Here is a 21,445-nt window from a genome sequence, read left to right on the forward strand (position 1 = left end):
CCCTAGAGCCTTTCGCTCCGACCGGGCCGGGCCGGGCGGGATCCCGTTACCCGCTCCCCGGGCCCGGGCGCTAGCCTGGACGGAGCGGGGACCGGTGACGGTCGCCGCACGGCGGTGGGGCCCGCCGTACCCGAACCGCGGCCGGAGCGCCGCCAACGGTCCCTACTTGCGCACGAGCGCGCGCCCGCGTCCTGCGGGCGCCCCGGCAGGTAGGAGACGTGTGTCCACGAAACCCCGCAACCCGCAGACCGCCGTCGTCGCGGTCGTCGCGCTGGGCGGCGCGACGGGAGCCTGTGCCCGCTACGGGGCATCGCTCCTGTGGCCCACCGCGACCGGCGGATTCCCCTGGACGACCCTGGTGGTGAACGTCGCCGGCTGCGCGGTCATCGGTGTGTTCATGGTGGTGATCAGCGAGGCGTGGTCCGCCCACCGGCTGGTGCGGCCGTTCTTCGGCACCGGCGTGCTCGGCGGGTTCACCACGTTCTCGACCTACGCCGTGGACATCGAGCGCCTCGTCGACGGCGGCCGGGCCCGCACCGGCCTGGCCTATCTGGGGCTGACACTGCTCGCGGCCCTCGCGGCGGTGTGGAGCGCGGTGTGGCTGACCCGCCGCGCACTGGCGTGGAGGCAGGCATGACAGCGCCGACGACCGGACCGGGCCCGCGGGAGCGCCGGTGAACTGGCTGCTGGTGATCATCGGCGCGTCGGTCGGCGCCCCGCTGCGGTATCTGACCGACCGCGCGGTGCAGGCCCGGCACGGCACCGCCTTCCCGTGGGGGACCTTCACGGTCAACGTCAGCGGCTGCCTGGTGCTGGGCCTGCTGACCGGCGCGGTGGCGGCAGGCGCCGCGTCCTCGCACGTCCAGCTGCTGCTCGGCACGGGCCTGTGCGGGGCGCTGACCACGTACTCGACCTTCAGTTACGAGACGCTGCGGCTGGCCGAGGACGGGGCCCGGTTCCACGCGGCGGCCAACGTGGTGGCGAGCGTCGTCGCGGGGCTCGGCGCGGTGTTCGTGGGCGTCGGGCTCGCCGAGGCGCTCTGGGCCTGAGGAGCCGCCCCGCCCCGGTCCCGCCGGGCGGGCACCGGGCCCGTACGCCGAAGGCCCGGCCTCCCCGAAGGGAGACCGGGCCTTGCCGTGCGGCTCTGCGCTGACGGGTCAGGCGTCCTGGCCGGGCGTCCCCAGTGCGGCCGATGCCGCCTCCAGGGGGCTCAGCTCCACGGGCGCGGCCGGGGCCGGGACGGAGCGGCAGGTGAAGCCGAGGCGCGAGAGCGCCCTGGTCACCTCACCGGCGGAGAAGTCGCGGCGGTCCTGCCGGGTGATCACTTCACCCACCTGCTTGACCGGGTACACACGGCGGCTGATGATCACCGATTCTCCGGTGACGGGTTCGGGCTTGATGCCCTTCATCGATTCCTCGACCTCGTGCTTGAACAGGTCGAAGGGGAAACGGGCGATGACGCAGCGCATTGTGTGCCTCCACGGGGTCGGGGAGCGGAACCGGGCGGGAACGCGGATGTCGGTCAGGCGGCGCGATTGCCGGAGGAGCGACGCTGAGCGCCGCCGCCCCTCGGCTGGGAGGAAGCGGAGGGCGCCGAGGACGACGACGCCGACGACGTGCGGCGGGCCTGCGCCGGACGGCTGCGCCGGCCGCGGGACGAGGAACCGCCCTTGGGACGCTCGGACGCCGGCGAGGTGATGGTGACGGGCACACCGGAGGGCGCCTGCGCGCCGGTGATCCGGCTCAGCTCGGCCTCGCCGGAGCGGACCTCGGCGATCTGCGGGGTGATCCCGGCGTCGGCCATCAGGCGCGTCATCTCGCGGCGCTGGTTGGGCAGCACCAGGGTGACGACACTGCCGGACTCGCCGGCCCGGGCGGTGCGGCCTCCGCGGTGCAGGTAGTCCTTGTGGTCGCTCGGCGGGTCGACGTTGACGACCAGGTCGAGGTTGTCGACGTGGATGCCGCGCGCCGCGACGTTGGTGGCGACCAGCACGGTGACGTGCCCGGTCTTGAACCGGGTCAGGGTGCGGGTGCGCTGCGGCTGGGACTTGCCGCCGTGCAGCGCCGCCGCCCTGACACCGCTGCTGAGCAGGTGGTCGGTGAGCTTGTCCACGGCGTGCTTCGTGTCGAGGAACATGATCACCCGGCCGTCGCGGGCGGCGATCTCCGTCGTGGTGGCGTACTTGTCGGCGCCGCGGACGTAGAGCACGTGGTGCTCCATCGTCGTCACCGCACCGGCGGCCGGGTCGACCGAGTGGACGACCGGGTCGTGCAGGTAGCGGCGGACCAGCAGGTCGACGTTGCGGTCCAGGGTGGCCGAGAACAGCATCCGCTGGCCCTCCGGCTGCACCTGGTCGAGCAGCTCGGTGACCTGCGGCATGAAGCCCATGTCGGCCATCTGGTCGGCCTCGTCCAGGACGGTGATCGAGACCCGGTCCAGGGCGCAGTCGCCGCGCTCGATCAGGTCCTTGAGCCGGCCGGGGGTGGCGACGACGACCTCGGAGCCGCCGCGCAGCGCCGCGGACTGCCGGCCGATCGACATGCCGCCGACGACCGTGGCCATCCGCAGCTTGAGCGAACGGGCGTAAGGGGTGAGGGCGTCGGTGACCTGCTGGGCCAGTTCCCGGGTGGGGACGAGGACCAGGGCCAGCGGGCGGCGGGCCTCGGCGCGCCGTCCCTCGATCCGGGACAGCAGGGCGAGCCCGAAGGCGAGCGTCTTGCCGGAGCCGGTGCGGCCGCGGCCGAGCACGTCACGGCCGGCGAGCGAGTTCGGCAGCGTGGCCGCCTGGATCGGGAAGGGCACGGTGACGCCCTGGGTGGCGAGCGCCGACAGCAGGGCCGCGGGCATCTCCAGATCGGCGAAGGCCTCGACGGCGGGCAGGCCCGGCGTGATGGTCTTCGGCAGGGCGAACTCGCCCTGCTTCGCGGCGGGACGGCGGCCGTAGCCGCCGGAGCGCTGCGCCGGGGCGCCGAAGCGTCCCTGTCCGCCGCCCTGACGGCCCGGGGCCTGCGAGCGGAAGCCGCCGCCTGCCCGCGAGCCACCGGTGGCGGAGCCGCCGCCGGTGCGGGAGGTGCGGGTGAATCGGTCGTTCGAGCGGGGTGTGCGGTCGCGGTTCATACGGAACCCTTCCTCGATATGGCGCGTATCGAGGAATTCATTGCGGCGACGAGCGGCACAAGAATCGCAAGAACGGGCCGTTGGCATACGTGAACGAAGCCCGGCAGCCGGTCTTGAGCCGATACGGGCCCGGCAGAACCGGGTCCGGCGCTTCGCAATGACGGAACACACCGGCCGGGAATGCGGGCCTGCAGGTCACGTCACGGGGCTCCGGCGGACCGGTGGTCCGGGAGCCATGGCGGATCGTCCGCCGCACGGTGGAAAGTCAGGGGTCCTGTGCGCTTCCCCGGCGGCTCGTGGCGGTGGTGCCGGCACGGCGTGCACGGGGGCGGACCCTGGAAAAGCAACGAGCTGGGGCCCGCACCCAAGGTGCGGGCCCCAGCTGTGGATGCACATCTCAGCGCTTGCGCGCCGGTGCCATCAGATTCACGCGGGGGTGATGTTCTCCGCCTGCGGGCCCTTCTGGCCCTGCGTGACGTCGAAGTTCACCTTCTGGCCCTCCTGCAGCTCACGGAAGCCGCTGGCGGCGATGTTCGAGTAGTGGGCGAAGACGTCAGCGCCGCCGCCGTCCTGCTCGATGAAGCCGAAGCCCTTTTCCGCGTTGAACCACTTGACGGTGCCAGTAGCCATGTTTTATCTCCTTCTGGGGCAGAGCCCGTGGGACTCGCACTGTGCGAGCCCCGCGTCGCCGCGATGATTACCCCATCCGGATAATGAACCGGAAAATACAAAAGCGCACCCACCGGCCCATTTAGCCGGGGAGAGCACTTGGAGTCTTTGGGAACCACAACTGCAACTGAGATCCACAGTAGCACAATGAATGCGAGCGGGCGCGGCAAGTAATTTCACTCCGCCCGCCGCGTCATAAACCTTCACCGCACATTGCATCAAATTCTGTCGCTGCGGCTATAGATATGCGCGGGCTGCGCCACGGCGCCGCCGGGCCGGCGGCGGCCCCGGACACTCCGCCGGTCGCCGCGGGCCCCGCTCCGGCGTCCCGCCGGGCGGCCGCCCCGGACGCTCAGGCGCCGGCCTGGCCGCCGGAGCCCGCGCGGGGCCGGCGCAGTTCCTCGTTCAGCCGGAGCGCCTCTTCGAGCTGGTCCTCCAGGATCACGATGCGGCAGGCCGCGTCGATCGGGGTTCCCCCGTCGACGAGTTCGCGGGCGCGGGCGGCGATGCGCAGCTGGTAGCGGGAGTAGCGGCGGTGGCCGCCCTCCGACCGCAGGGGTGTGATCAGCCGGGCCTCACCGATCGCGCGGAGGAAACCGGGCGTGGCGCCGATCATCTCCGCGGCGCGACCCATGGTGTAGGCGGGGAAGTCGTCGTCATCGAGACGGTCGGTGGAGTGCGGAGGGGTCTCGGGGGGCATGTGCACCTGCCGCGTATCGCTGACTTCGTTGACCGAAAGAGAAACTCTCATTGTGCGAGCCATCGGGTCTAGCATAGCCGCGACAGATTTCCCGGGCCGGACGGGGGAAATAATCTGGTCCGCACCGGCCCCCGGCACTCCTCCGGGCCCGCCCCTGACCTGGCCCGGCCCCTGCGCGGACCGACCGGTTCGGCCGCCGCGACGGCAGCCGGGAGGCAGCCCTGACGGCGGCGGCCAAGAACACTGACCGGCCGGTCAGTTGATGACTGCCTGACCAGGGGGCCATAATGCAGGCGTAGCCCTTCACGCATCCCCCGTCGTGAAGGGCTACACCCCTGTGCGCACCGGACCCCGGACACCGGGCGGCTTCGCGCAGCCGACTTCATGGGCAAGGGGCTCCCCTCGTGGTCCCCTGCCCATGTTTTTTCGAGTTAACAGTGACGTAGAGTGTTTGCGCAAGCCCGATCCGGACACCGGAGAAGGATGTTCCACTTCATCCCCTTACGGAACCCCGCCGGCGCTCCCGGACCGCGGCCGCCTCCGGCGCGTTGGTTACAGTACGAGCCCGTTGACCGAATCGATCACCGCGCGGAAACCGGACGGCGGCCCGGGCGGTGGACGTGAACGTGGGGGTCCGATGGACAGCGGCGAAGAGCGCGCGCCGGAGCTGCGGACGTTGCGGCAGAAGGTGGAGTACATGGTCGAGAAGACCTTCCCCGGCCGCAAGATCTCGGGCCGGGTCTTCGCCGACCTGGTCAAGGAGCGCGGCGGGTCCCTCTCCCACAGCTACTTCTCCAACATCCTCGCCGGCAAGGTGACCCAGCCGTCCGAGGAGATCCTCAAGGCGCTCGGCCTCGGCTTCGGGGTGGACTGGCGCTTCTTCAAGGAGGAGTCCGAGGTCGTCGACGACGTCGTCGCTGGACTGCAGTTCCTGGCGAAGCGGCGCACCGGTGAGATCAGCGGGCTGGCCGGGCGGGGACTGGACGAGGACGGACTGCCGCCGGAGCTGCTGCGGTTCGCGCTCGCCCTGCTCCAGGACGCGAAGGACCGGCAGCCGCCCGCCGACGGCGGACCACGGAGCTAGCGCCGTGTCCCTGCGCGCCCTGCGGAAGGAGTGCGAGGCCGGGCTGACCGGTCTCCCCCTCCCCTCCCCCTTCACCGTCGAGGGTCTGGTGGCGAACATGGAGGCGGCCCGCGGCCGCACCATCGTGCTGCACGAGATGCCCGACCGGCTGGCCGGCGCCGGCACCGCCTGCGGGCTGCGGCTGAAGGCCGGCGGCACCAGCTTCGTCCTCTTCCGCCGCCGCCCCACCGCGTACCAGACCCAGCACGTCATCCTCCACGAGCTCTGCCACGAGTGGTTCGACCACGGCACCTCGCTGGACGCGGAGCAACTGCGGCGGCTGCTGCCCGTCTTCGACACCTCGCTGATCGCCCGGGTGGTGGGCCCCGACGCGCTGCGGAACCCCGACGCGGTGCAGGCCCGCGCCCAGTACGACACCCATGACGAACGCATGGCCGAATTCGGCGCCTCCCTCATCCCCCGCATGGCCCGGGACGTGACGAGCGATGACATGGTGGGGCGGCTCGCGAACTCGCTGTCCCGCCCTGTCGCCCACCGCCGCCGCGGTCTGTTCCGCCGCTTCTAGGTCCGCGGGGACCGCGGTCCGCACGGCCGCACCGCTCCGTCCCGCTCGTGTCCGCCCCTTCCCCCGTTCCCCGCACCGCAAGGACTTCTGCCGTGACCCCGCTCGACGTCGCCGGTTATCTGATAGCCGGCCTGATGACAGCCGTCGCCCTGTGGCGCATGCCGGCCGCCCTGTGGGGCGACGAGGAGGACCGGCGCCGACGGGCGCTGTGGGGTTGTTACGCGGGATTCGCCGCCGCGCTGTGGACCAAGACGCGGGCCGTGCGCATCGGGCTCAACGACAGCCCGGTGACCGATCTTTCGGTGCTCATCAAGCACTACACCGCGACCGTCGCGATTCTGGCCATTCTCAGCTACATCGTCGCGATCTACGGCCAGTACGCCGACGCCGGGGCCGTCCCGCGCCACGTACGGTTCGCGCGGCTGATCCAGCAGGTCGCGGCGAAGGCGTCCGTCGCCACGCTCGTGCTGCTGACGGTGCTTTTCTTCACCGTCGTCGACCGGTCCACACCCTCGGACCGCTTCGTCGCCGACCACGCCGGGCAGTGGGGCGCGACGCTGTACATGAGCGTGTTCTACCTCTACCTCGGGGCCGCGTCCGCCGTCTGCGCCTACCAGTGGGCGCTCGCCACCGCTGCCGCCCGGCTGCGTCATCTGCGGGTGGGCCTGGGGATGATGACGTTCGCGATGTTCATCGGCGTCGGCTACACCGTCAGCCGGACGCTGTTCCTCTGGGTCAGCGTCGTCGACCGGCCGAGCGAGGCCTTCGCGCTGGACTTCGACGAGATCACCGAGGCCGCGCAGCTGGTGCTGTTCGCCTTCTTCGCGGTCGGCGCCTCCGTCCCCGCGCTGAGCAGCGTCCGCCGCCGGGCGAAGCTCTGGCGGGCCCAGGTGCGGCTGCACGCCCTCTGGTACGAGCTGATGGCTGCCTTCCCCGACCAGCCCTTCGAGCCCCCCGCGCCGCTGCTGCGCGAGCTGACCCGCTTCGACGCCCCCGCCGACCTGCGCATCGACCGCTGGTCCGCGGACATCGCCGACGCGGTGGAGAAGCTGCGCCACCACGTGCCAGACACCCTGCTGCCGGCCGCCGAGGCCGCCGCCGCGGCCGACGCCTCCGGCCCGGAGCAGGCCGGGCCGCTGGCCGACGCCTACTGGATCAAGGCGGCGCTCGCGGCCCACGGCGCCGGGGCGCCCGCGGGCGGGGCGGCCGCCGTCGGCAGCCCGCACGCGACCGACCAGGACGGCGAGGTCGCCCGGCTGGTCCGGGTGGCGGCGGCCTACCGCACGGTCACGCCGGAACGGGCCCGGCAGGTACTGGAATCCACCGCGGCGGCAGAGGAGCAGCAGGCATGAGCACCACCGACGACACCGTGACGGGCCCCGGCACCGAGAGGTCCGCCGCGCGCACCGTGACCGACGTCTTCCAGCCCCGCAACCTCCTGCTGGCCGGCATGCTCGGCATCGGGGTGGCGGCGGCGGGCGACTGGACCGGGCTGCTCTGGGGTTTCCTCGGCGCCCTGTGCGCCGGGCTCGTCCCGGCCGGGTACATCGAGTGGGAGCGGGGGCGCGGCACCTGGGGCGACCGCCATGTCGTCGACCGGACCAAGCGGGCACCGATCTTCCTCGTCATCCTCGGCTCCATCGGGACCGGTTCGGCCGTCATGGTGCTGGGCGGTGCTCCCGACGGCATCCTGATCGCGATGCTCGGCCTGTGGGTGATGACCGTGGTCCTGCTGGCGGTCAACACGGTCTGGAAGATCTCGGTGGACGCCTCCGTCGCCTCGGCCGTCGTCGCCCTGCTCGCCGCGGTGCACTCGCCGTGGTGGCTGTTCGGGTACGTCATGACGGCCGCCGTGTGCTGGTCACGGGTGGCGCTCGGCTATCACACGGTCGGCCAGGTGACCGCCGGGACCGCCCTGGGAGCGGTGACGGCGGGCGCGTTCCTGTTCGTGTGAGCGGGGCGGGGCGTCGTTGAACGGACCGCCCGGCGGGTCCATGGTGGATCCGTGCCGACATTCGAGATCACCACAGCAAGCTCGGACGACATCAGGATGATGGCGGACTGGGCCCATGCCGAGGGCTGGAACCCGGGGCTGACCGACGGTCAGGCGTTCTTCGCCGCCGACCCGTGCGGCTTCCTGGTCGGCCGGCTCGACGGGGCGCCCGCCTCCTGTGTCTCCGTGGTCCGCTACGGCTCCGGCTCCGGCTTCCTGGGTTTCTATCTGACCCGCCCGGAACTGCGCGGCCAGGGGTACGGGAGCCGGCTCTGGGCCACCGGGACGGCGCGGCTGGCCGGGCGGAACACCGGGCTGGACGGGGTCGTGGAGCAGCAGCCCAACTACCGGAAGTCCGGCTTCCGTCCGGCCTGGACGAACCTGCGGTACGAGGGGCTCGTCCCGGACGGCATCGACCTGCCTCCCGGCGTCACCCTGGTGGACGTCCGCACACTGCCCTTCGGCCAGGTCACCGCGTACGACCGGCGGTTCTTCCCGGAGGAGCGGGACGGCTTCCTGGCGGCCTGGACCACCACGCCGGGGCGCACCGCGCTGGCCGCGCTGTCCGAGGGCGAGGTGCGGGGGCTCGCCGTGCTGCGCGCCTGCCGGACGTCCTCACGCATCGGCCCGCTGTACGCGGCCACGCCGGAGATCGCCCGGGCGCTGGTGGGCGCGCTCGCGGCGACCGATCCGTCCACGCCCGTCGCCGTGGACGTGCCCGACGTCAACCCGGCGGCGGTACGGCTGGCCGAACAGCTCGGGCTCACCCCGTCGTTCGAGACGGCCCGGATGTACACCGGTACTCCGCCGGACGTCGATCACACCGGGCTGTTCGGCATCACCAGTCTCGAACTGGGCTGATCCGCGGGGGCCTGCCGCGCCTCACCGTGGAGCAGCTCCATGACCCGGTCGCGGAGCAGCTCGTACTCCTCGCGGAGCCGGACGATCCGCGGCGGGCGGACGACCGCCGTGCCGCCCGAGACGATCTCCCCGGGGCCGAACTGCTCGCGCGTCAGGTCGATCTCGGTCCCCGGGGCCGGTCTGTTCCACCAGTGGAAGTCCGTGCGCACGCCGTCGACATGGACCTCGCCGCGGATCAGCTCACCGCCCAGCAGGTCGTGCAGGACCAGGGCGGTGACGCCGCACTGGTCACGGGCGGGGTTCGCGGGTGTCCAGTGCGGGCGGTGCTCGGGTGTGGTGGTGTCGGCGCCCCAGCTGCTGCGGACGGCGGCCTCGATGTCGGCGAGGAGCAACGGCTTCATGTCCCCGATCGTCGCACCCGGCACTGACAACGCCGCCGGCCCGCGGCTCAGCCCGTCGCGCAGCCGCCGTCCGGTGCCGGTACCCGTGCCCGGGAGGCCATCACCGCGATGTCGTCCTCGGCGCCCGGGCCGAAGCGGTCGAGCACGGCGTCCAGGAGTTCCTCCAGATCGCCGCTGCCCGGCAGGGTCAGCTCCCTGAGCCGGCCGACGGACACGTCGATGTCCTCGCCGCGCCGCTCCACCAGTCCGTCGGTGTACATGAACAGCACGGTGCCCGGTCCGCACTCCACCCTCGTCGTCCGGTAGCCGCCGAAGCCGGTACCGAGCGGCGGGCCCGCGGCCACGTCGCCCAGCCAGGTGCCGGCCGGGCCGGGGTCGATGAACACCGGCGGCAGATGGCCGGCGCTGGACACCTGGCACACCCCGCCGGCCCGGTCGACGACGGCGATCAGGCAGGTCGCGGCCCGGTCGAGCCCGGACCGTTCGACCATCCGGTCGAGCTGCTCCAGGATGCGGTGCGGCGGGAGTTCCTCGTCGGCCAGCAGCCGCAGCAGCGAGCGGTAGTGGCTCATCGCGACGGCCGCCTCGACGCCGTGCCCCATCACATCGCCCATCGCCTTGAGGTGGCGTCCGTCGGGCAGCGGGATGACGTCGAACCAGTCGCCGCCGACGAGCACGCTCCGGTCGGCCGGCAGATAGCGGGTGGCGATCTCGATGTGCGGGTGCGGCGCACGCGGCTCGGAGAGCAGGGAGCGCTGGAGCTCCAGCGCGATGGTGTGCTCGTGGGTGAAGCGGCGCGCGTGGTCGAGGTCGACGGCGGCCCGCCCGGCGAGCTCCCGGGCGACGACCACGTCCTCGTCCGTGAAGACGGGGGAGTCCCCGGCCCTGACCAGGCCGAGGATGCCGATCGGACCGCTGCGGACCGTGACCGGCACGATGACCGCCGAGTGCATCCCGAGGGCCCGGTAGGCGGCGACCCGTTCGGGTGAGGGCGCGGAGCGGCCGAGCTGCTCGTCGCCGGTGAGGTTCTCCACCACGGGCTGGTTGGTGGCCAGGCAGCGCGGTACGGCCGAGTCCTCCTGGTAGTCGATGTAGTCGCCGGCGACTCCGAACCGCTCGACCTCCTCGCGCAGCCCCGGCACCGCCGTCAGGGCCGCCCGCCGCAGCCGGATCACGCCGGGCGGCGCGGGGCGCACCGGCGGGGCGACGTCCGGCGGGAAGACCTCGACGGTGGCGAGGTCGGCGAGGGCCGGGACGACGAGGTCGACGAGCTCGGCGCAGGTGGTGTCCATGTCGAGGGTGGTGCCGATCCGGGTGCTCGCGGTGTCCAGGAGGTTCAGGTGGCGCCGGGCCTGGGCCAGCTGGCGCTGTTCCTCGTCGGAGGCCATGACCTCCAGCACGATCCCGGCGAGGCCCACGACCCGGCCGCCCACCTCCAGCCGGTGGTAGGCGCCGTGCCAGTAGCGCCGGGCGGTGCCGGACTCGGCCGGGGTCCGGCCGCTGGAGGTGATCTCGCGGGCCCGGCCGTCGGCCAGCACCTCGCGCATCATGTCCTCGCGGGCGTCGACCTCGGGCAGCACCTCGGCGACCGTACGGCCCAGGTGCGCGGCGGCCGGGACGCCGTTGAGCCGTTCGAGGGCCGGGTTCACGTACAGGTAGCGCAGCCCGGTGTCGAGGACGCCCACTCCTGCCGTGGTGCCGTCGATCAGAGCCGCGAGCGCCGCGATGTCGAGCGGCAACGGACCGTCGGCGTGCACATCGGCCTGCAAGGCAACCTCCTGGGGCAGGGCGCGGGCCGCCCGACTGCCCGGCCCTTCATCGTCGGCCGACCGCACCCGGCGCGCATCCGCAGACCGCCCGCCGCCCCCGTTCAGTGCAACGGCATCGCGCCCCCGGTCTCCGGCCTCCCCCGGGGCACCAGCACCGCGGACACCGCCGCGCAGCCGCCCGCGCTGACCGCCAGCACCAGGAACGCGTCGGCGAAGCCGGTCACCGTGCCCGGGGCGCCGCCGATGCCCGCGGCGGCCACCGTGGACACGACCGCGACCCCGATCGACCCGCCCACCTCGTGGAAGGTGTTGACCACCCCGGACGCGAGGCCCGCCTCCCCGGGCGCGACCATGCCCAGCGCCGTCGTGGTGGCGGTGACGAAGACCGCGCCGAGACCGAAGGCGGCCACCGCGAGGCACGGCAGCAGCACCCCGTACACCCCGCTGTCCGCGTCGAGCCCGGCCAGCGGGGCACAGCCTGCGGTGGCGACCACCATCCCGCCGACGGCGGTGGCCCGGCTCCCCGCCGACGTGACGAGCCGCGAGCCCAGATGCGCGCCTGCGCCGACGGCCACCGCCACCGGCAGGAAGACGAGACCGGTGCGCAGCGCCCCGTAGCCCCGGCCGTGCTGGAGGTAGACCGAGCCGAGGAAGAAGAACGCGATGAGCAGCCCGGTGGCGATCAGCATCAGGAACGCCCCGGCCAGGACCGGCCTGCGGGTGAACATCCGCAGGTCCATCAGCGGCTCCCGCGCGACCCGTTCGACCGCCGCGAACCCCGCGTACAGGAGGACGGCGGCCAGCAGCGGGAGCAGGGTGCCGGGCGCGCCCCAGCCGCCGTCCCCGGCCTCGACCAGTCCGTAGATCAGCGCGCCGGTGCCCGCGGTGACGAGGACCGCCCCGGGCACGTCGAGCCGGGCCGGCGGCCGGGGTGTGCGGGCCGGCACGAAGGCGGGGAGGGCGGCGAGCAGGGCGATGCCGACGGGCACGTTGACGTAGAAGACCCAGCTCCAGCCCGGCCCGCCGGCCAGCGCGCCGCCCACCAACACCCCGATCGCCGATCCGGTGCCGCCGATCGCGGCCCACACCCCGAGCGCCCTGTTGCGCGCGGGGCCGTGGAACGAGGTGGTGACGAGCGACAGCGCCGCAGGTGACAGCAGCGCGGCGCCCACGCCCTGCGCGATCCGGCCGCCGATCAGCACCGAGGCGCTGCCGGCGAGCCCGGAGACCAGCGAGGCGGCGGTGAAGACGGCCAGCCCGGACAGGAGGGTGCGCCGGGCGCCGAGGGCGTCGGCGAGGCGTCCGCCGAGCAGCATCAGCCCGCCGAAGCAGAGGGTGTACGCGGTGACCACCCAGGTCAGCGCGGTGCGGTCGAGGTGCAGGTCGGCGGCCATACCGGGCAGCGCGACGTTCACCACGGTGACGTCGAGCACCAGCATGAACTGGGCGGCGCAGATGAGTGCGAGCAGCACTCCGGGGCTGCGGACGGCAGGGGGCGGGTGGTGGCCGTGGGCGGTGGTCCGCGGGGTCGCGGGGGGCTGCGAAGGGGCGTCAGGGTTCATGAACTGAACTGTACGGCTCAGTACACATGAACTCAACCGTTCAGTTCAGGTCGCTGTTAGCATCGGTCCATGGACACCAAGCCCCGCCCTGCCGGACCCCGCGCCGAGGCCAAGCGGCAGGCCATCGTGAAGGCGGCCCGCGAGGCTTTTCTGCGGGACGGTTTCGGGGTCGGCATGGACACCATCGCCGCCGGGGCGGGCGTCTCGAAGGTGACGGTCTACAACCACTTCGGCAGCAAGGAAGCGCTGTTCACCGCGGTCATCGCGGGCGCACTCGACGAGCCGCTCGGCGGCGATTCGGCCACGGCGCTCGCCGGCCTCGCCGACGCCCCCGACCTGCGGGCCGCGTTCGTCGACGCGGCCCGCACCTGGGTGGCGGCCGTCCGCGGCAACGCCGAGGTGATCGCCCTGCGCACCCTCGTGGCCGCGGAACTGCACCGCTTCCCGGAACTCGCGCACGGCTGGCAGGACCACGGCCCCGAGGGCCACCACCCCGCCGTCGCCGACGCCCTGCGCGCACTGGCGGACCGCGGCCGGCTCGTCATCGCCGACCTGGAGACGGCGATCATCCAGTTGTACGCGCTGCTGGTCTTCCCGCACCTGGTCTTCGGCTCGTACGGCACGACGGTCGACGACGACGCCACCGACCGGCTGATCACCCACGGCGTGGACATGTTCCTCGGCTACTACGCGCCGCCCGCGCCGCCCGCCGCGTAGGACCCGGGAGTGGTGCCGAACGCCTGCCGGAACGACTGGATGAAGGCGCTCGGCCCGCTGTAGCCGCACGCCACGGCGACCGCGGTGACCGATCCGCCCGAGGCCAGCAGCGTCAGCGCGTGGTGCAGCCGCAGCTGGGTGCGCCACTGCGGGAACGACATCCCGGTCTCCGCACGGAACAGCCGGCTCAGGGTGCGGGACGCCGACCCGACGGCGGCGCCCAGCTCGGTGAGGGTCCGCCCGTCCGCCGGGTCGTCCCGCAGGATCCGGGCGATGTCCCGCAGCCGCGCGTCGGCCGGTGACGGCAGACAGACGCCGAGCGGCTCGACCCGGCGCAGCTGGTCGAGCGCGACCCGCTCCAGGTTCCGCCGCTGCCGGGCGTCGCCGGTCAGCTCCGCGTCGTCCGTCAGACACGCCACGACCTCGCGCAGCAGCGGGGTGACGGCCAGCACGGTCGGCCGGTCGAGCCGCAGCGGGTTGTCCGCCGGGCCGAAGGAGAGCGCCCGCAGCTCCGTGGGGCCGTAGGCAAGGTGGGCGTGGACCACACCGGCCGGGATCCACACCGCCCGGTGCGGCGGCACGGCCCATACCCCAAGCGGCGTGGACACCTCCAGCACCCCGCGGGACGGGCAGACGAGCTGGTGCTCCAGGTGGTGGTGCCGCTCGATGCGCTCCTGGTGCGCGAGGGGCACCCGGGCCGGCCCGTGGAGCGTGCGGCAGGTTGGCGACATAAGTCGGCAGGATATCGATAGCCCGCTGACGGCCGCGGCCGGAATCCTCGAAGGGACCTCAGCAAGGAGCCCCGCACATGACCGGTCCCACGGCCCGCCCGGCCCAGCCCGCCGCCTCCTCACCACCGGCTTCGCCCGCCCCGGCACAGCCCGTGTCCGCCTGGCGCCGGATGCGGATGTGGGGCGCGGCGCACGCCGTCGACGATCTCTACCAGGGGCTCGTCCCCGCCTGTGTCCCCTACTTCGTGCTGGACCGCGGCTACAGCTACGTCGCCGCCTCGGGGCTCACGCTCGCGGCGGCGCTCGGGAGTTCGGTCCCGCAGCCGTTCATCGGCGTCGCCGTGGACCGCTACCGGCTGAGCCGGCTCGCCCCCGCCGGACTCGCGGTCGCCGGCATCGGCCTGGGCCTGTCCGGTCTGGTCCGGCCGTACGCCGCGGTCTGGCTGCTGATCCTGCTCTCCGGTCTCGGCGTGGCGATGTTCCACCCGGCGGCCGGCAAGGCCGCCCGCGAGGCGGCCGGGGACAGCGCGTCCGCGATGAGCATCTTCGCGGCGGGCGGCAGCGTGGGCTTCTTCCTCGCCCCGGTGCTCGCGACCCCGCTCCTCGTCGCGATGGGGGTGGGAGCGACGGCGCTCTTCATCCCGCCGGCCGTCCTGATGGCCTTCGTCCTGCTCAGGCACCGCCCGGCCGCTGCCGCCACGCACCGGGCGGCGCGGGCGGGGCGGGACCGGTGGGGGCCCTTCCTCGTCCTGACCGGCATCGAGGTGGTGCGGTCGGTGGCGTTCTTCGGCGCGATCACGTTCATCGAGCTGTTCTGGATCCGCCATCTGCACTCCGGCCGGGGCATCGCGGGCGTGGCGCTCGCCTGCTTCCTCGTCGGCGGGGTGGCCGGCACGCTCCTCGGCGGCCGGATCGCCGACCGCATCGGCATGGTCCGTACGGTCCAGCTGGGCGGTGTCCTCGCCGTACCGGCCCTGGTCGCGCTGCGGCTGACCCCGGGCACGGTCCTGCCGCTGCTCTTCGCGGTCCTGGCGGGCCTCGCGCTGAACATCCCGTTCGCCGTCCTGGTCAAGCTCGGCCAGGACTATCTGCCGGGCCGCCCGGGCACCGCGGCCGGTGTCACGCTCGGACTGGCCGTCAGCATCGGCGGACTGATCGCGCCCGCGCTCGGTGCGACGGCCCAGGCGTACGGCCCGCAGGGCGTGTTCACGATCCTGTGCGCGATCCCGGCCCTCGCGCTGCTGCTCGGTGTGTTCCTGACGGAACCCGACCGGGAACCGGCGGCCGCCGGCTGATCAGGACACCGGCAGCCGGTCCAGTTCCACGGTCCCCTCGTCGGCCGTGGCCCCCGGCGGCAGCCGCAGCGCCTCGGCGACGGGTCCGGGCAGCGGGCCCCGGTCCAGCAGCCCGGTGACCAGAGCGGTCGTCAGCCGGTGCCAGGCGGCCGCCCGCCGGAGCATCGGGTGGTCGCCGCCGTCCACGGTGACCAGACAGGTGCGGGCACCCTCCTTCCGGGCCCGTGCGGTGAGCGCGCGGGAGTCCGCCGGGTCCGTGACACGGTCCCGGCTGCCGTGCACGAGGACCACGTCCCGGCCGGCGAGCTGCCCGACCGGATCACCGGCCGGGCACCACGGGGCGAGGCCGACCACACCCCGTACCAGCGGATGTCCCGCAGCGGCCAGCGCGGCCCGGCCGCCCATCGAGTGCCCGAGCAGCACCACCGGGATCTCCCCCGCCTCACCCCGCAGTTCGTCCAGCGCGCGCACGGTGTCGTGCAGCGGATCGGCCCTGGCCCCGTTCCAGCCGCGGTGCCCGTACCGGACGGCCCGCACCAGGACGTCCCCGGGCAGCGCCCCCCGCAGACCGCGCGCGAACGGGCGCATCCGCACCCCGGGCAGGTTCAGCGGCCCGGGCGGCGGCGCCCCGAGACCGGTCTCCCGGCCGCCGTGCAGGACCAGTACCGCGGCGGCGGGCGGTCGTTCCTGGGGCATGCGTACCTCCGGGTAGGTGAGGGCGGAGCCGTACGAGCATGCTGTACGGAGCACGGACAGCACCAACACAGCGCCGGACCTCTAAGGACATGACATGGGATCGTCACCGCAACTCGGCCAGCAGGTAGCGGACTTCACCCTCGCGGGAGGCGCCCTGAACGGGGACGCGTTCGAGCGCCGCGACTACACGCTCTCCGCCGCGCGCGGCCGGGCCGTCGTCCTCGCCTTCTACCCGGGCGACAACACGGCCGTGTGCACCAAGCAGCTCTGCTCGTACTCCTCGGGCATGGAGACGTTCGAGGGGCTCGACGCGGAGGTCTGGGGGATCAGCCCGCAGGACGTGGACAGCCACGAGTCGTTCGCCCGCGCGCAGCAGCTGCGGATGCCGCTGCTCGCGGACCCGGGCCGGGAGACCGCCCGCGCGTTCGGCGTCGCCGCGCCGGGGATCGGGGTGCGCCGCTCGGTGTTCCTGATCGACGCCGACGGGGTGCTGCGCTGGAAGCACGTGGCGCTGCTCGGGGCCACGTTCCAGTCGCTGGACACGCTCGCGGGCCACCTCTCCGGCATCAAGAACGCGTAGAACACTGCCGGTTCCCGGCAGTGTTCCCAGAGCGGCAGGTATGGGATCATCCAGCCAGTTCGACGGAAATCTACGGGGGATTCCGCAGCCGGGAGGGGTGATCACGTGACCTTGTTTCTCGGTCTCGGAATTGCGGGAGTCGTCCTGCTCGCCGTGTCCCTGGTCTTCGACGGGATCCTCGAAGGACTCTTCGGGGGCGTGCTGGACGGTCTCTTCAACGGGCTGCTCTCCCTTCCGGTGATCGCCGGTTTCGTCTCCATGCTCGGTTTCGGCGGCGCCATCGTGCTCGGCACGACCGGTGCCGGCACGATCGCCGCCGCCGCGGCCGGTGCACTCGCCGGCCTGGTCGCGGCCTGGCTGACCTGGAAGTTCAGCCAGGCCCTGATGCGGGATCAGACCACCGCCACCCCGCGCGGCGAGGATCTCGTCGGCACCGCGGGTTCCGTGGTCACGGCGATCCCGGCCGGCGGGTACGGCGAGGTGCTGCTGCGGCTGGGGGGACAGCCCGTGAAGCTCTCGGCGAAGAGTCAGGTCCCCGTCGAACGGGGCACCGAGATCTGGGTCGAGGCCACGCTCTCGACCACCTCGGTCTCGGTCCGTCCCGTCGAACGCTGAGCCGGCACGCCGGCCGGCCCGCCACCGCTCGCCACAGAACTGCCGTCCCCGTCGGGAGGCAGAGGGGGACACGTCCATGAGTCCAGTCCTGATCGCCATCGCCGGAGTCGTCGTACTCCTCTTCCTGCTCGCCCTCGCCGTCATCACCCGCTACAAGGTCGCGGGTCCCAGCCAGGCGTTCATCATCACCGGCCGCCGCGGCAAGAAGTCCGTCGACCCGGTGACCGGGCGGGCCAGCATCGACAACAGCGGCCAGAAGGTCGTCGTCGGCGGCGGCGTCTTCGTCGTGCCGTTCGTCCAGCAGAAGTTCACCCTGGACCTCTCCAGCCGGCACATCCCGGTCGCCGTGCGCGGGGCCGTCACGCTGCGCGGGGTCAAGTCCCACCTCGAAGGCGTCGCCATCGTCAAGGTCGGCGGCAGCGAGGACGCCATCCGGGCCGCCGCCCAGCGCTTCCTTCAGCAGCAGAACGGCATCGTCGGCTTCACCCAGGAAGTGCTCTCCGGCGCGCTGCGCGCCATCGTCGGCCGGATGTCGGTCGAGGACATCATCCGGGACCGGGCCGCGTTCGCCGGCCAGGTGGCGGAGGAGGCCGAGGCCAGCCTGTCCGGCCAGGGCCTGATCCTGGACGCCTTCCAGATCCAGGACATCACCACCGAGGGCTCCTACCTGGAGGACCTCGGCCGCCCCGAGGCCGCCCGCGCCAAGCAGGAGGCGGACATCGCCGAGGCGATCGCCCGCCGCGCCTCGGAGCAGGCCCGGCTGAAGGCCGCCGAGGAGATCGCCATCGCCGAGCGGACGTTCTACCTCAAGCAGGCCGAGATCAAGGCCGAGACGGAGGCGGCCGCCGCGAAAGCGAACGCCGCGGGTCCGCTCGCCGAGGCCGCGCGCCAGCAGGAGGTCCTCCAGGAGCAGGAGAAGGTCGCCCAGCGCCAGGCCGCCCTGACCGACCGCGAGCTCGACACCAAGGTCCGCAAGCCCGCCGACGCCGCCCGCTACCAGGCGGAGCAGGAGGCCGAGGCCCGCCGGATCGCCCAGGTCAAGGAGGCCGAGGCGGACGCCGAGCGCTCCCGGCTGACCGGTCAGGGCGAGAAGCTGCACCGCTCCGCGCTCGCCGAAGCCGTGCGCATCGAGGGCGAGTCCGAGGCGGCCGCCATCGCCGCACGGGGTGCCGCCGAGGCCGAGGCCATGCAGAAGAAGGCCGACGCCTTCAAGCAGTACGGCGACGCGGCCGTCCTGCAGATGCTGGTCGAGGTGCTCCCGCAGGTCGTCGCCAAGGCGTCCGAGCCGCTGAGTGCCATCGACAAGCTGACCGTCATCTCGACGGACGGCGCGAGCCAGCTGTCGCGCACGGTCACGGACAACGTCGCGCAGGGCATGGAACTCCTCAGCTCCACCACCGGAGTCGACCTCGCCGCGCTGCTGCAGAACCTCAAGGGCGCGGGCCCGAAGCCGGAGGTCCCGGCCCAGTCCGACGCTCCCGCCCAGCAGAACGGCAAGATCGAGATCGGCGACTGACACCCCGCGTCGACCCCCGCGTGCCCGGCCGGCTGCGCACCGGCCGGGCACGCGTGCGTCTGCCTGGCAGCGCGGGGCGTCCGCCTCGGGCACGCGGACATCGTGGGTGCTCGCCTTCGGCCATGCGGGCGCCTGTCACACGAGCCGCAAGGCCGGTTGGTGCGGTACGGGAGCCTGTCCGGACGGAAGCGCCGGCGCCGAGCGGCACGACGCGCGGGGAGCAGCCAACCTATTCACCTGAGCAGGTTGGTGCTTCTGGTTCATCCCCGCACACGCGGGGAGCAGGTCACGGCCGTCCGCGTCACGGACATCGACCGGGGTTCATCCCCGCACGCGCGGGGAGCAGTTCTCCCGGACCGGCGACCTCAGCCCGACCGTGGGTTCATCCCCGCACGCGCGGGGAGCAGATGTGGTCCAGCGCCAAGCCGAGCAGCCGGTCCGGATTCATCCCCGCACGCGCGGGGAGCAGTTGTAGACGTCGCGGTCTCCGAGGCCGGCATGGGGTTCATCCCCGCACGCGCGGGGAGCAGGTGCTCGGCGCCGGCGCTCTCGTGGCGGCCCCGGGTTCATCCCCGCACGCGCGGGGAGCAGTCACCGCGTCGTCCTTCTGTTCCGCACAGCTGGGGTTCATCCCCGCACGCGCGGGGAGCAGTGGGTTGGTGAGCAGGGTCCGGAGCTGGTGCAGGGTTCATCCCCGCACGCGCGGGGAGCAGGCCGGTGCGGCGATTGCCGCGCTGGAGGAGGAGGGTTCATCCCCGCACGCGCGGGGAGCAGTCCTCGACCTCTTCGGGCTCGGGCGCCGGTGCCGCCTTCGGTTCATCCCCGCACGCGCGGGGAGCAGGTTCCAGCTCGATGAGTTCATCTGTCAGTTCGAGGTTCATCCCCGCACGCGCGGGGAGCAGGACAGGCTGATCGCGTCGGCTGATGCGATGGGGGGTTCATCCCCGCACGCGCGGGGAGCAGTTGTAGACGTCCCGGTCACCGAGGCCGGCATGGGGTTCATCCCCGCACGCGCGGGGAGCAGCTCTCCGCTCACGACGACACCGCGCATTACACGGGTTCATCCCCGCACGCGCGGGGAGCAGTGCTCCCTCTGTCACAAGATCGACGGCGAGGAGGGTTCATCCCCGCACGCGCGGGGAGCAGAGGATGTGTTCGGCGTAGTCGTCCGGGTTCCCGGGTTCATCCCCGCACGCGCGGGGAGCAGGCACAAAGGAATTCCGATCGGGCACACACACGGGGTTCATCCCCGCACGCGCGGGGAGCAGAGAAGTTGGCCACGAACAGTGCGCTGACGAACGGGTTCATCCCCGCACGCGCGGGGAGCAGGCAGCAACCCTCCGCCGCAGCGTCCGGTTCTCGGGTTCATCCCCGCACGCGCGGGGAGCAGTACCGCGGCCTCGATGCAGCCGTCGAAGCCGTGGGTTCATCCCCGCACGCGCGGGGAGCAGGGAGACTTTCGGCCCACGGCCGGAGGAACTGAGGGTTCATCCCCGCACGCGCGGGGAGCAGGGAGACTTTCGGCCCACGGCCGGAGGAACTGAGGGTTCATCCCCGCACGCGCGGGGAGCAGGACGGCACGTCGTCGATGTCGGACCCGGTGGCGGGTTCATCCCCGCACGCGCGGGGAGCAGTGCTCCAGCGTCAGGCGGTAGCCCAGCGCCGGGGGTTCATCCCCGCACGCGCGGGGAGCAGCGCTGCATCGGGCCGCGCGCCTCGTCGACCTTGGGTTCATCCCCGCACGCGCGGGGAGCAGTGTCCGGTGCGGTCCGTGCTGACGTACCAGGTGGGTTCATCCCCGCACGCGCGGGGAGCAGCTCTCGCTTCCACACCGCGTCGTTGATGTCCTGGGTTCATCCCCGCACGCGCGGGGAGCAGGGCCTGAAGCTCGTGTTCGACGCGTTCGACACGGGTTCATCCCCGCACGCGCGGGGAGCAGGACCACCGGGCCTTCACCGCCGTCGCCGCCGCGGGTTCATCCCCGCACGCGCGGGGAGCAGACTTTTTCGACATCGTCACCGCGTACACCGGAGGGTTCATCCCCGCACGCGCGGGGAGCAGCCCGTCGTGGCGACCGCGGCGGCCGGGGCGATGGGTTCATCCCCGCACGCGCGGGGAGCAGTCCGTGAACGTCGGGCAGGGCAGCTCGGTGCAGGGTTCATCCCCGCACGCGCGGGGAGCAGATCACCCAGGCAGAGGCCGCCGTCCTCCAGTCGGGTTCATCCCCGCACGCGCGGGGAGCAGAGGTTGATCGTCGGCGCGGACCGTTCCGCCTCGGGTTCATCCCCGCACGCGCGGGGAGCAGACCCCTCTCACGGTCACGCCGGAGGGCCGCGTGGGTTCATCCCCGCACGCGCGGGGAGCAGAGCGCGGCGTGCGTGTGGAGGCCCTGTGTGCCGGGTTCATCCCCGCACGCGCGGGGAGCAGCGGAGCGTACGGAGCGTGGTGGCTGGTCCGTCGGGTTCATCCCCGCACGCGCGGGGAGCAGTCGGCACCCTTGTCCAGGACACCGTGGCACCGGGGTTCATCCCCGCACGCGCGGGGAGCAGCAGCCATTGGCAGCGGTGAAAATG

21 protein-coding genes and 1 CRISPR repeat array (1 of these 22 only partly in view) are annotated in these 21,445 nt (G+C 72.9%); of the genes, 12 read left to right on the forward strand and 9 right to left on the reverse strand.

Annotated elements, in window-relative coordinates:
- Positions 1-220: 220 nt before the first annotated feature.
- Positions 221-637, forward strand: coding sequence for a fluoride efflux transporter CrcB (gene crcB / locus OG408_RS18940; protein WP_326670939.1), 417 nt, complete (start codon positions 221-223; stop codon positions 635-637).
- Between the two features lie 37 nt (positions 638-674).
- Entirely contained in the window at positions 675-1,049 is a 375-nt protein-coding gene (crcB, locus tag OG408_RS18945; protein WP_266780271.1) for a fluoride efflux transporter CrcB, read from the forward strand.
- Positions 1,050-1,157: 108 nt separating this feature from the next.
- Here the strand turns inward: crcB (OG408_RS18945) and OG408_RS18950 are convergent, their stop codons facing one another.
- From OG408_RS18950 to OG408_RS18965, 4 genes are all read right to left on the reverse strand, one after another.
- Positions 1,158-1,469 carry an SCO5918 family protein gene (locus tag OG408_RS18950; protein ID WP_266780272.1) on the reverse strand — a complete coding sequence of 104 codons (312 nt, stop codon included), beginning with the start codon at positions 1,467-1,469 and terminating at the stop codon, positions 1,158-1,160.
- Positions 1,470-1,522: 53 nt separating this feature from the next.
- Positions 1,523-3,118 (reverse strand): DEAD/DEAH box helicase, encoded by a 1,596-nt coding sequence (locus OG408_RS18955; RefSeq protein ID WP_266780273.1) that lies wholly within the window; start codon positions 3,116-3,118, stop codon positions 1,523-1,525.
- A gap of 426 nt (positions 3,119-3,544) precedes the next feature.
- On the reverse strand, positions 3,545-3,748 hold the full coding sequence (locus OG408_RS18960; RefSeq protein WP_015609674.1) for a cold-shock protein: 204 nt from the start codon (positions 3,746-3,748) through the stop codon (positions 3,545-3,547).
- Between the two features lie 391 nt (positions 3,749-4,139).
- On the reverse strand, positions 4,140-4,487 hold the full coding sequence (locus tag OG408_RS18965) for a MerR family transcriptional regulator (RefSeq protein WP_326670942.1): 348 nt from the start codon (positions 4,485-4,487) through the stop codon (positions 4,140-4,142).
- Positions 4,488-5,124: 637 nt separating this feature from the next.
- Between OG408_RS18965 and OG408_RS18970 the strand changes: the two genes are divergently transcribed.
- The 5 genes from OG408_RS18970 to OG408_RS18990 all read left to right on the forward strand — a co-directional run bounded on the left by OG408_RS18970 (position 5,125) and on the right by OG408_RS18990 (position 8,990).
- Complete coding sequence (locus OG408_RS18970) at positions 5,125-5,571, forward strand: hypothetical protein (protein WP_266780275.1); 447 nt, start codon at positions 5,125-5,127, stop codon at positions 5,569-5,571.
- Positions 5,572-5,575: 4 nt separating this feature from the next.
- Positions 5,576-6,136, forward strand: a complete 561-nt coding sequence (locus OG408_RS18975) for a toxin (protein ID WP_266780276.1) — start codon at positions 5,576-5,578, stop codon at positions 6,134-6,136.
- 92 nt (positions 6,137-6,228) lie between these two features.
- Positions 6,229-7,488, forward strand: coding sequence for an MAB_1171c family putative transporter (locus OG408_RS18980; protein ID WP_266780277.1), 1,260 nt, complete (start codon positions 6,229-6,231; stop codon positions 7,486-7,488).
- A complete protein-coding gene (locus OG408_RS18985) occupies positions 7,485-8,090 on the forward strand; it encodes a hypothetical protein (protein WP_266780278.1) in 606 nt (201 codons plus the stop codon). The genes OG408_RS18980 and OG408_RS18985 overlap by 4 nt, the downstream gene beginning before the upstream one ends.
- Positions 8,091-8,141: 51 nt before the next feature.
- On the forward strand, positions 8,142-8,990 hold the full coding sequence (locus tag OG408_RS18990; protein WP_266780279.1) for a GNAT family N-acetyltransferase: 849 nt from the start codon (positions 8,142-8,144) through the stop codon (positions 8,988-8,990).
- Here the strand turns inward: OG408_RS18990 and OG408_RS18995 are convergent.
- The 3 genes from OG408_RS18995 to OG408_RS19005 form a co-directional block, all read right to left on the reverse strand.
- Complete coding sequence (locus OG408_RS18995) at positions 8,948-9,391, reverse strand: YunG family protein (protein ID WP_266780280.1); 444 nt, start codon at positions 9,389-9,391, stop codon at positions 8,948-8,950. The genes OG408_RS18990 and OG408_RS18995 overlap by 43 nt on opposite strands.
- Positions 9,392-9,438: 47 nt before the next feature.
- Entirely contained in the window at positions 9,439-11,160 is a 1,722-nt protein-coding gene (locus OG408_RS19000; RefSeq protein WP_266780281.1) for a SpoIIE family protein phosphatase, read from the reverse strand.
- Between the two features lie 101 nt (positions 11,161-11,261).
- Entirely contained in the window at positions 11,262-12,722 is a 1,461-nt protein-coding gene (locus OG408_RS19005) for an MFS transporter (RefSeq protein WP_326670947.1), read from the reverse strand.
- A 69-nt stretch (positions 12,723-12,791) separates the two neighbouring features.
- On the opposite strand from OG408_RS19005, the gene OG408_RS19010 reads away from it, so the two are divergent.
- Entirely contained in the window at positions 12,792-13,439 is a 648-nt protein-coding gene (locus tag OG408_RS19010) for a TetR/AcrR family transcriptional regulator (protein WP_326670949.1), read from the forward strand.
- Here OG408_RS19010 and OG408_RS19015 read toward each other — a convergent pair.
- Complete coding sequence (locus tag OG408_RS19015; protein WP_285571641.1) at positions 13,409-14,170, reverse strand: AraC family transcriptional regulator; 762 nt, start codon at positions 14,168-14,170, stop codon at positions 13,409-13,411. The genes OG408_RS19010 and OG408_RS19015 overlap by 31 nt on opposite strands.
- A 77-nt stretch (positions 14,171-14,247) precedes the next feature.
- Here OG408_RS19015 and OG408_RS19020 point away from each other — a divergent pair, with 77 nt between their 5' ends.
- On the forward strand, positions 14,248-15,465 hold the full coding sequence (locus tag OG408_RS19020) for an MFS transporter (RefSeq protein ID WP_326670951.1): 1,218 nt from the start codon (positions 14,248-14,250) through the stop codon (positions 15,463-15,465).
- Here OG408_RS19020 and OG408_RS19025 read toward each other — a convergent pair whose 3' ends face one another.
- A complete protein-coding gene (locus tag OG408_RS19025; RefSeq protein WP_266786265.1) occupies positions 15,466-16,161 on the reverse strand; it encodes a serine aminopeptidase domain-containing protein in 696 nt (231 codons plus the stop codon).
- A 94-nt stretch (positions 16,162-16,255) separates the two neighbouring features.
- Here OG408_RS19025 and OG408_RS19030 point away from each other — a divergent pair, with 94 nt between their 5' ends.
- The 3 genes from OG408_RS19030 to OG408_RS19040 all read left to right on the forward strand — a co-directional run bounded on the left by OG408_RS19030 (position 16,256) and on the right by OG408_RS19040 (position 18,872).
- On the forward strand, positions 16,256-16,741 hold the full coding sequence (locus OG408_RS19030; protein WP_266780286.1) for a peroxiredoxin: 486 nt from the start codon (positions 16,256-16,258) through the stop codon (positions 16,739-16,741).
- A gap of 105 nt (positions 16,742-16,846) precedes the next feature.
- Entirely contained in the window at positions 16,847-17,356 is a 510-nt protein-coding gene (locus OG408_RS19035; protein WP_266780287.1) for a hypothetical protein, read from the forward strand.
- 76 nt (positions 17,357-17,432) lie between these two features.
- On the forward strand, positions 17,433-18,872 hold the full coding sequence (locus OG408_RS19040; RefSeq protein ID WP_326670954.1) for a flotillin family protein: 1,440 nt from the start codon (positions 17,433-17,435) through the stop codon (positions 18,870-18,872).
- A gap of 256 nt (positions 18,873-19,128) precedes the next feature.
- Positions 19,129-21,445: a CRISPR direct-repeat array (repeat unit 29 nt; unit sequence GGGTTCATCCCCGCACGCGCGGGGAGCAG); it runs 952 nt beyond the window's last position.

Source organism: Streptomyces sp. NBC_01257 (assembly GCF_035917255.1).
Lineage (GTDB): Bacteria > Actinomycetota > Actinomycetes > Streptomycetales > Streptomycetaceae > Streptomyces.

Bases quoted from the DNA above. Each gene is read 5' to 3' on its own strand.
- OG408_RS19020 (WP_326670951.1), top strand. From the start codon at position 14,248: ATGACCGGTCCCACGGCCCGCCCGGCCCAGCCCGCCGCCTCCTCACCA.
- OG408_RS19015 (WP_285571641.1), bottom strand. From the start codon at position 14,170: ATGTCGCCAACCTGCCGCACGCTCCACGGGCCGGCCCGGGTGCCCCTC.
- OG408_RS18985 (WP_266780278.1), top strand. From the start codon at position 7,485: ATGAGCACCACCGACGACACCGTGACGGGCCCCGGCACCGAGAGGTCC.
- OG408_RS19040 (WP_326670954.1), top strand. From the start codon at position 17,433: ATGAGTCCAGTCCTGATCGCCATCGCCGGAGTCGTCGTACTCCTCTTC.
- OG408_RS19030 (WP_266780286.1), top strand. From the start codon at position 16,256: ATGGGATCGTCACCGCAACTCGGCCAGCAGGTAGCGGACTTCACCCTC.
- OG408_RS18955 (WP_266780273.1), bottom strand. From the start codon at position 3,118: ATGAACCGCGACCGCACACCCCGCTCGAACGACCGATTCACCCGCACC.
- OG408_RS18995 (WP_266780280.1), bottom strand. From the start codon at position 9,391: ATGAAGCCGTTGCTCCTCGCCGACATCGAGGCCGCCGTCCGCAGCAGC.
- OG408_RS18960 (WP_015609674.1), bottom strand. From the start codon at position 3,748: ATGGCTACTGGCACCGTCAAGTGGTTCAACGCGGAAAAGGGCTTCGGC.
- OG408_RS18970 (WP_266780275.1), top strand. From the start codon at position 5,125: ATGGACAGCGGCGAAGAGCGCGCGCCGGAGCTGCGGACGTTGCGGCAG.
- OG408_RS18950 (WP_266780272.1), bottom strand. From the start codon at position 1,469: ATGCGCTGCGTCATCGCCCGTTTCCCCTTCGACCTGTTCAAGCACGAG.
- OG408_RS18965 (WP_326670942.1), bottom strand. From the start codon at position 4,487: ATGCCCCCCGAGACCCCTCCGCACTCCACCGACCGTCTCGATGACGAC.
- OG408_RS19025 (WP_266786265.1), bottom strand. From the start codon at position 16,161: ATGCCCCAGGAACGACCGCCCGCCGCCGCGGTACTGGTCCTGCACGGC.
- OG408_RS19005 (WP_326670947.1), bottom strand. From the start codon at position 12,722: ATGAACCCTGACGCCCCTTCGCAGCCCCCCGCGACCCCGCGGACCACC.
- OG408_RS19010 (WP_326670949.1), top strand. From the start codon at position 12,792: ATGGACACCAAGCCCCGCCCTGCCGGACCCCGCGCCGAGGCCAAGCGG.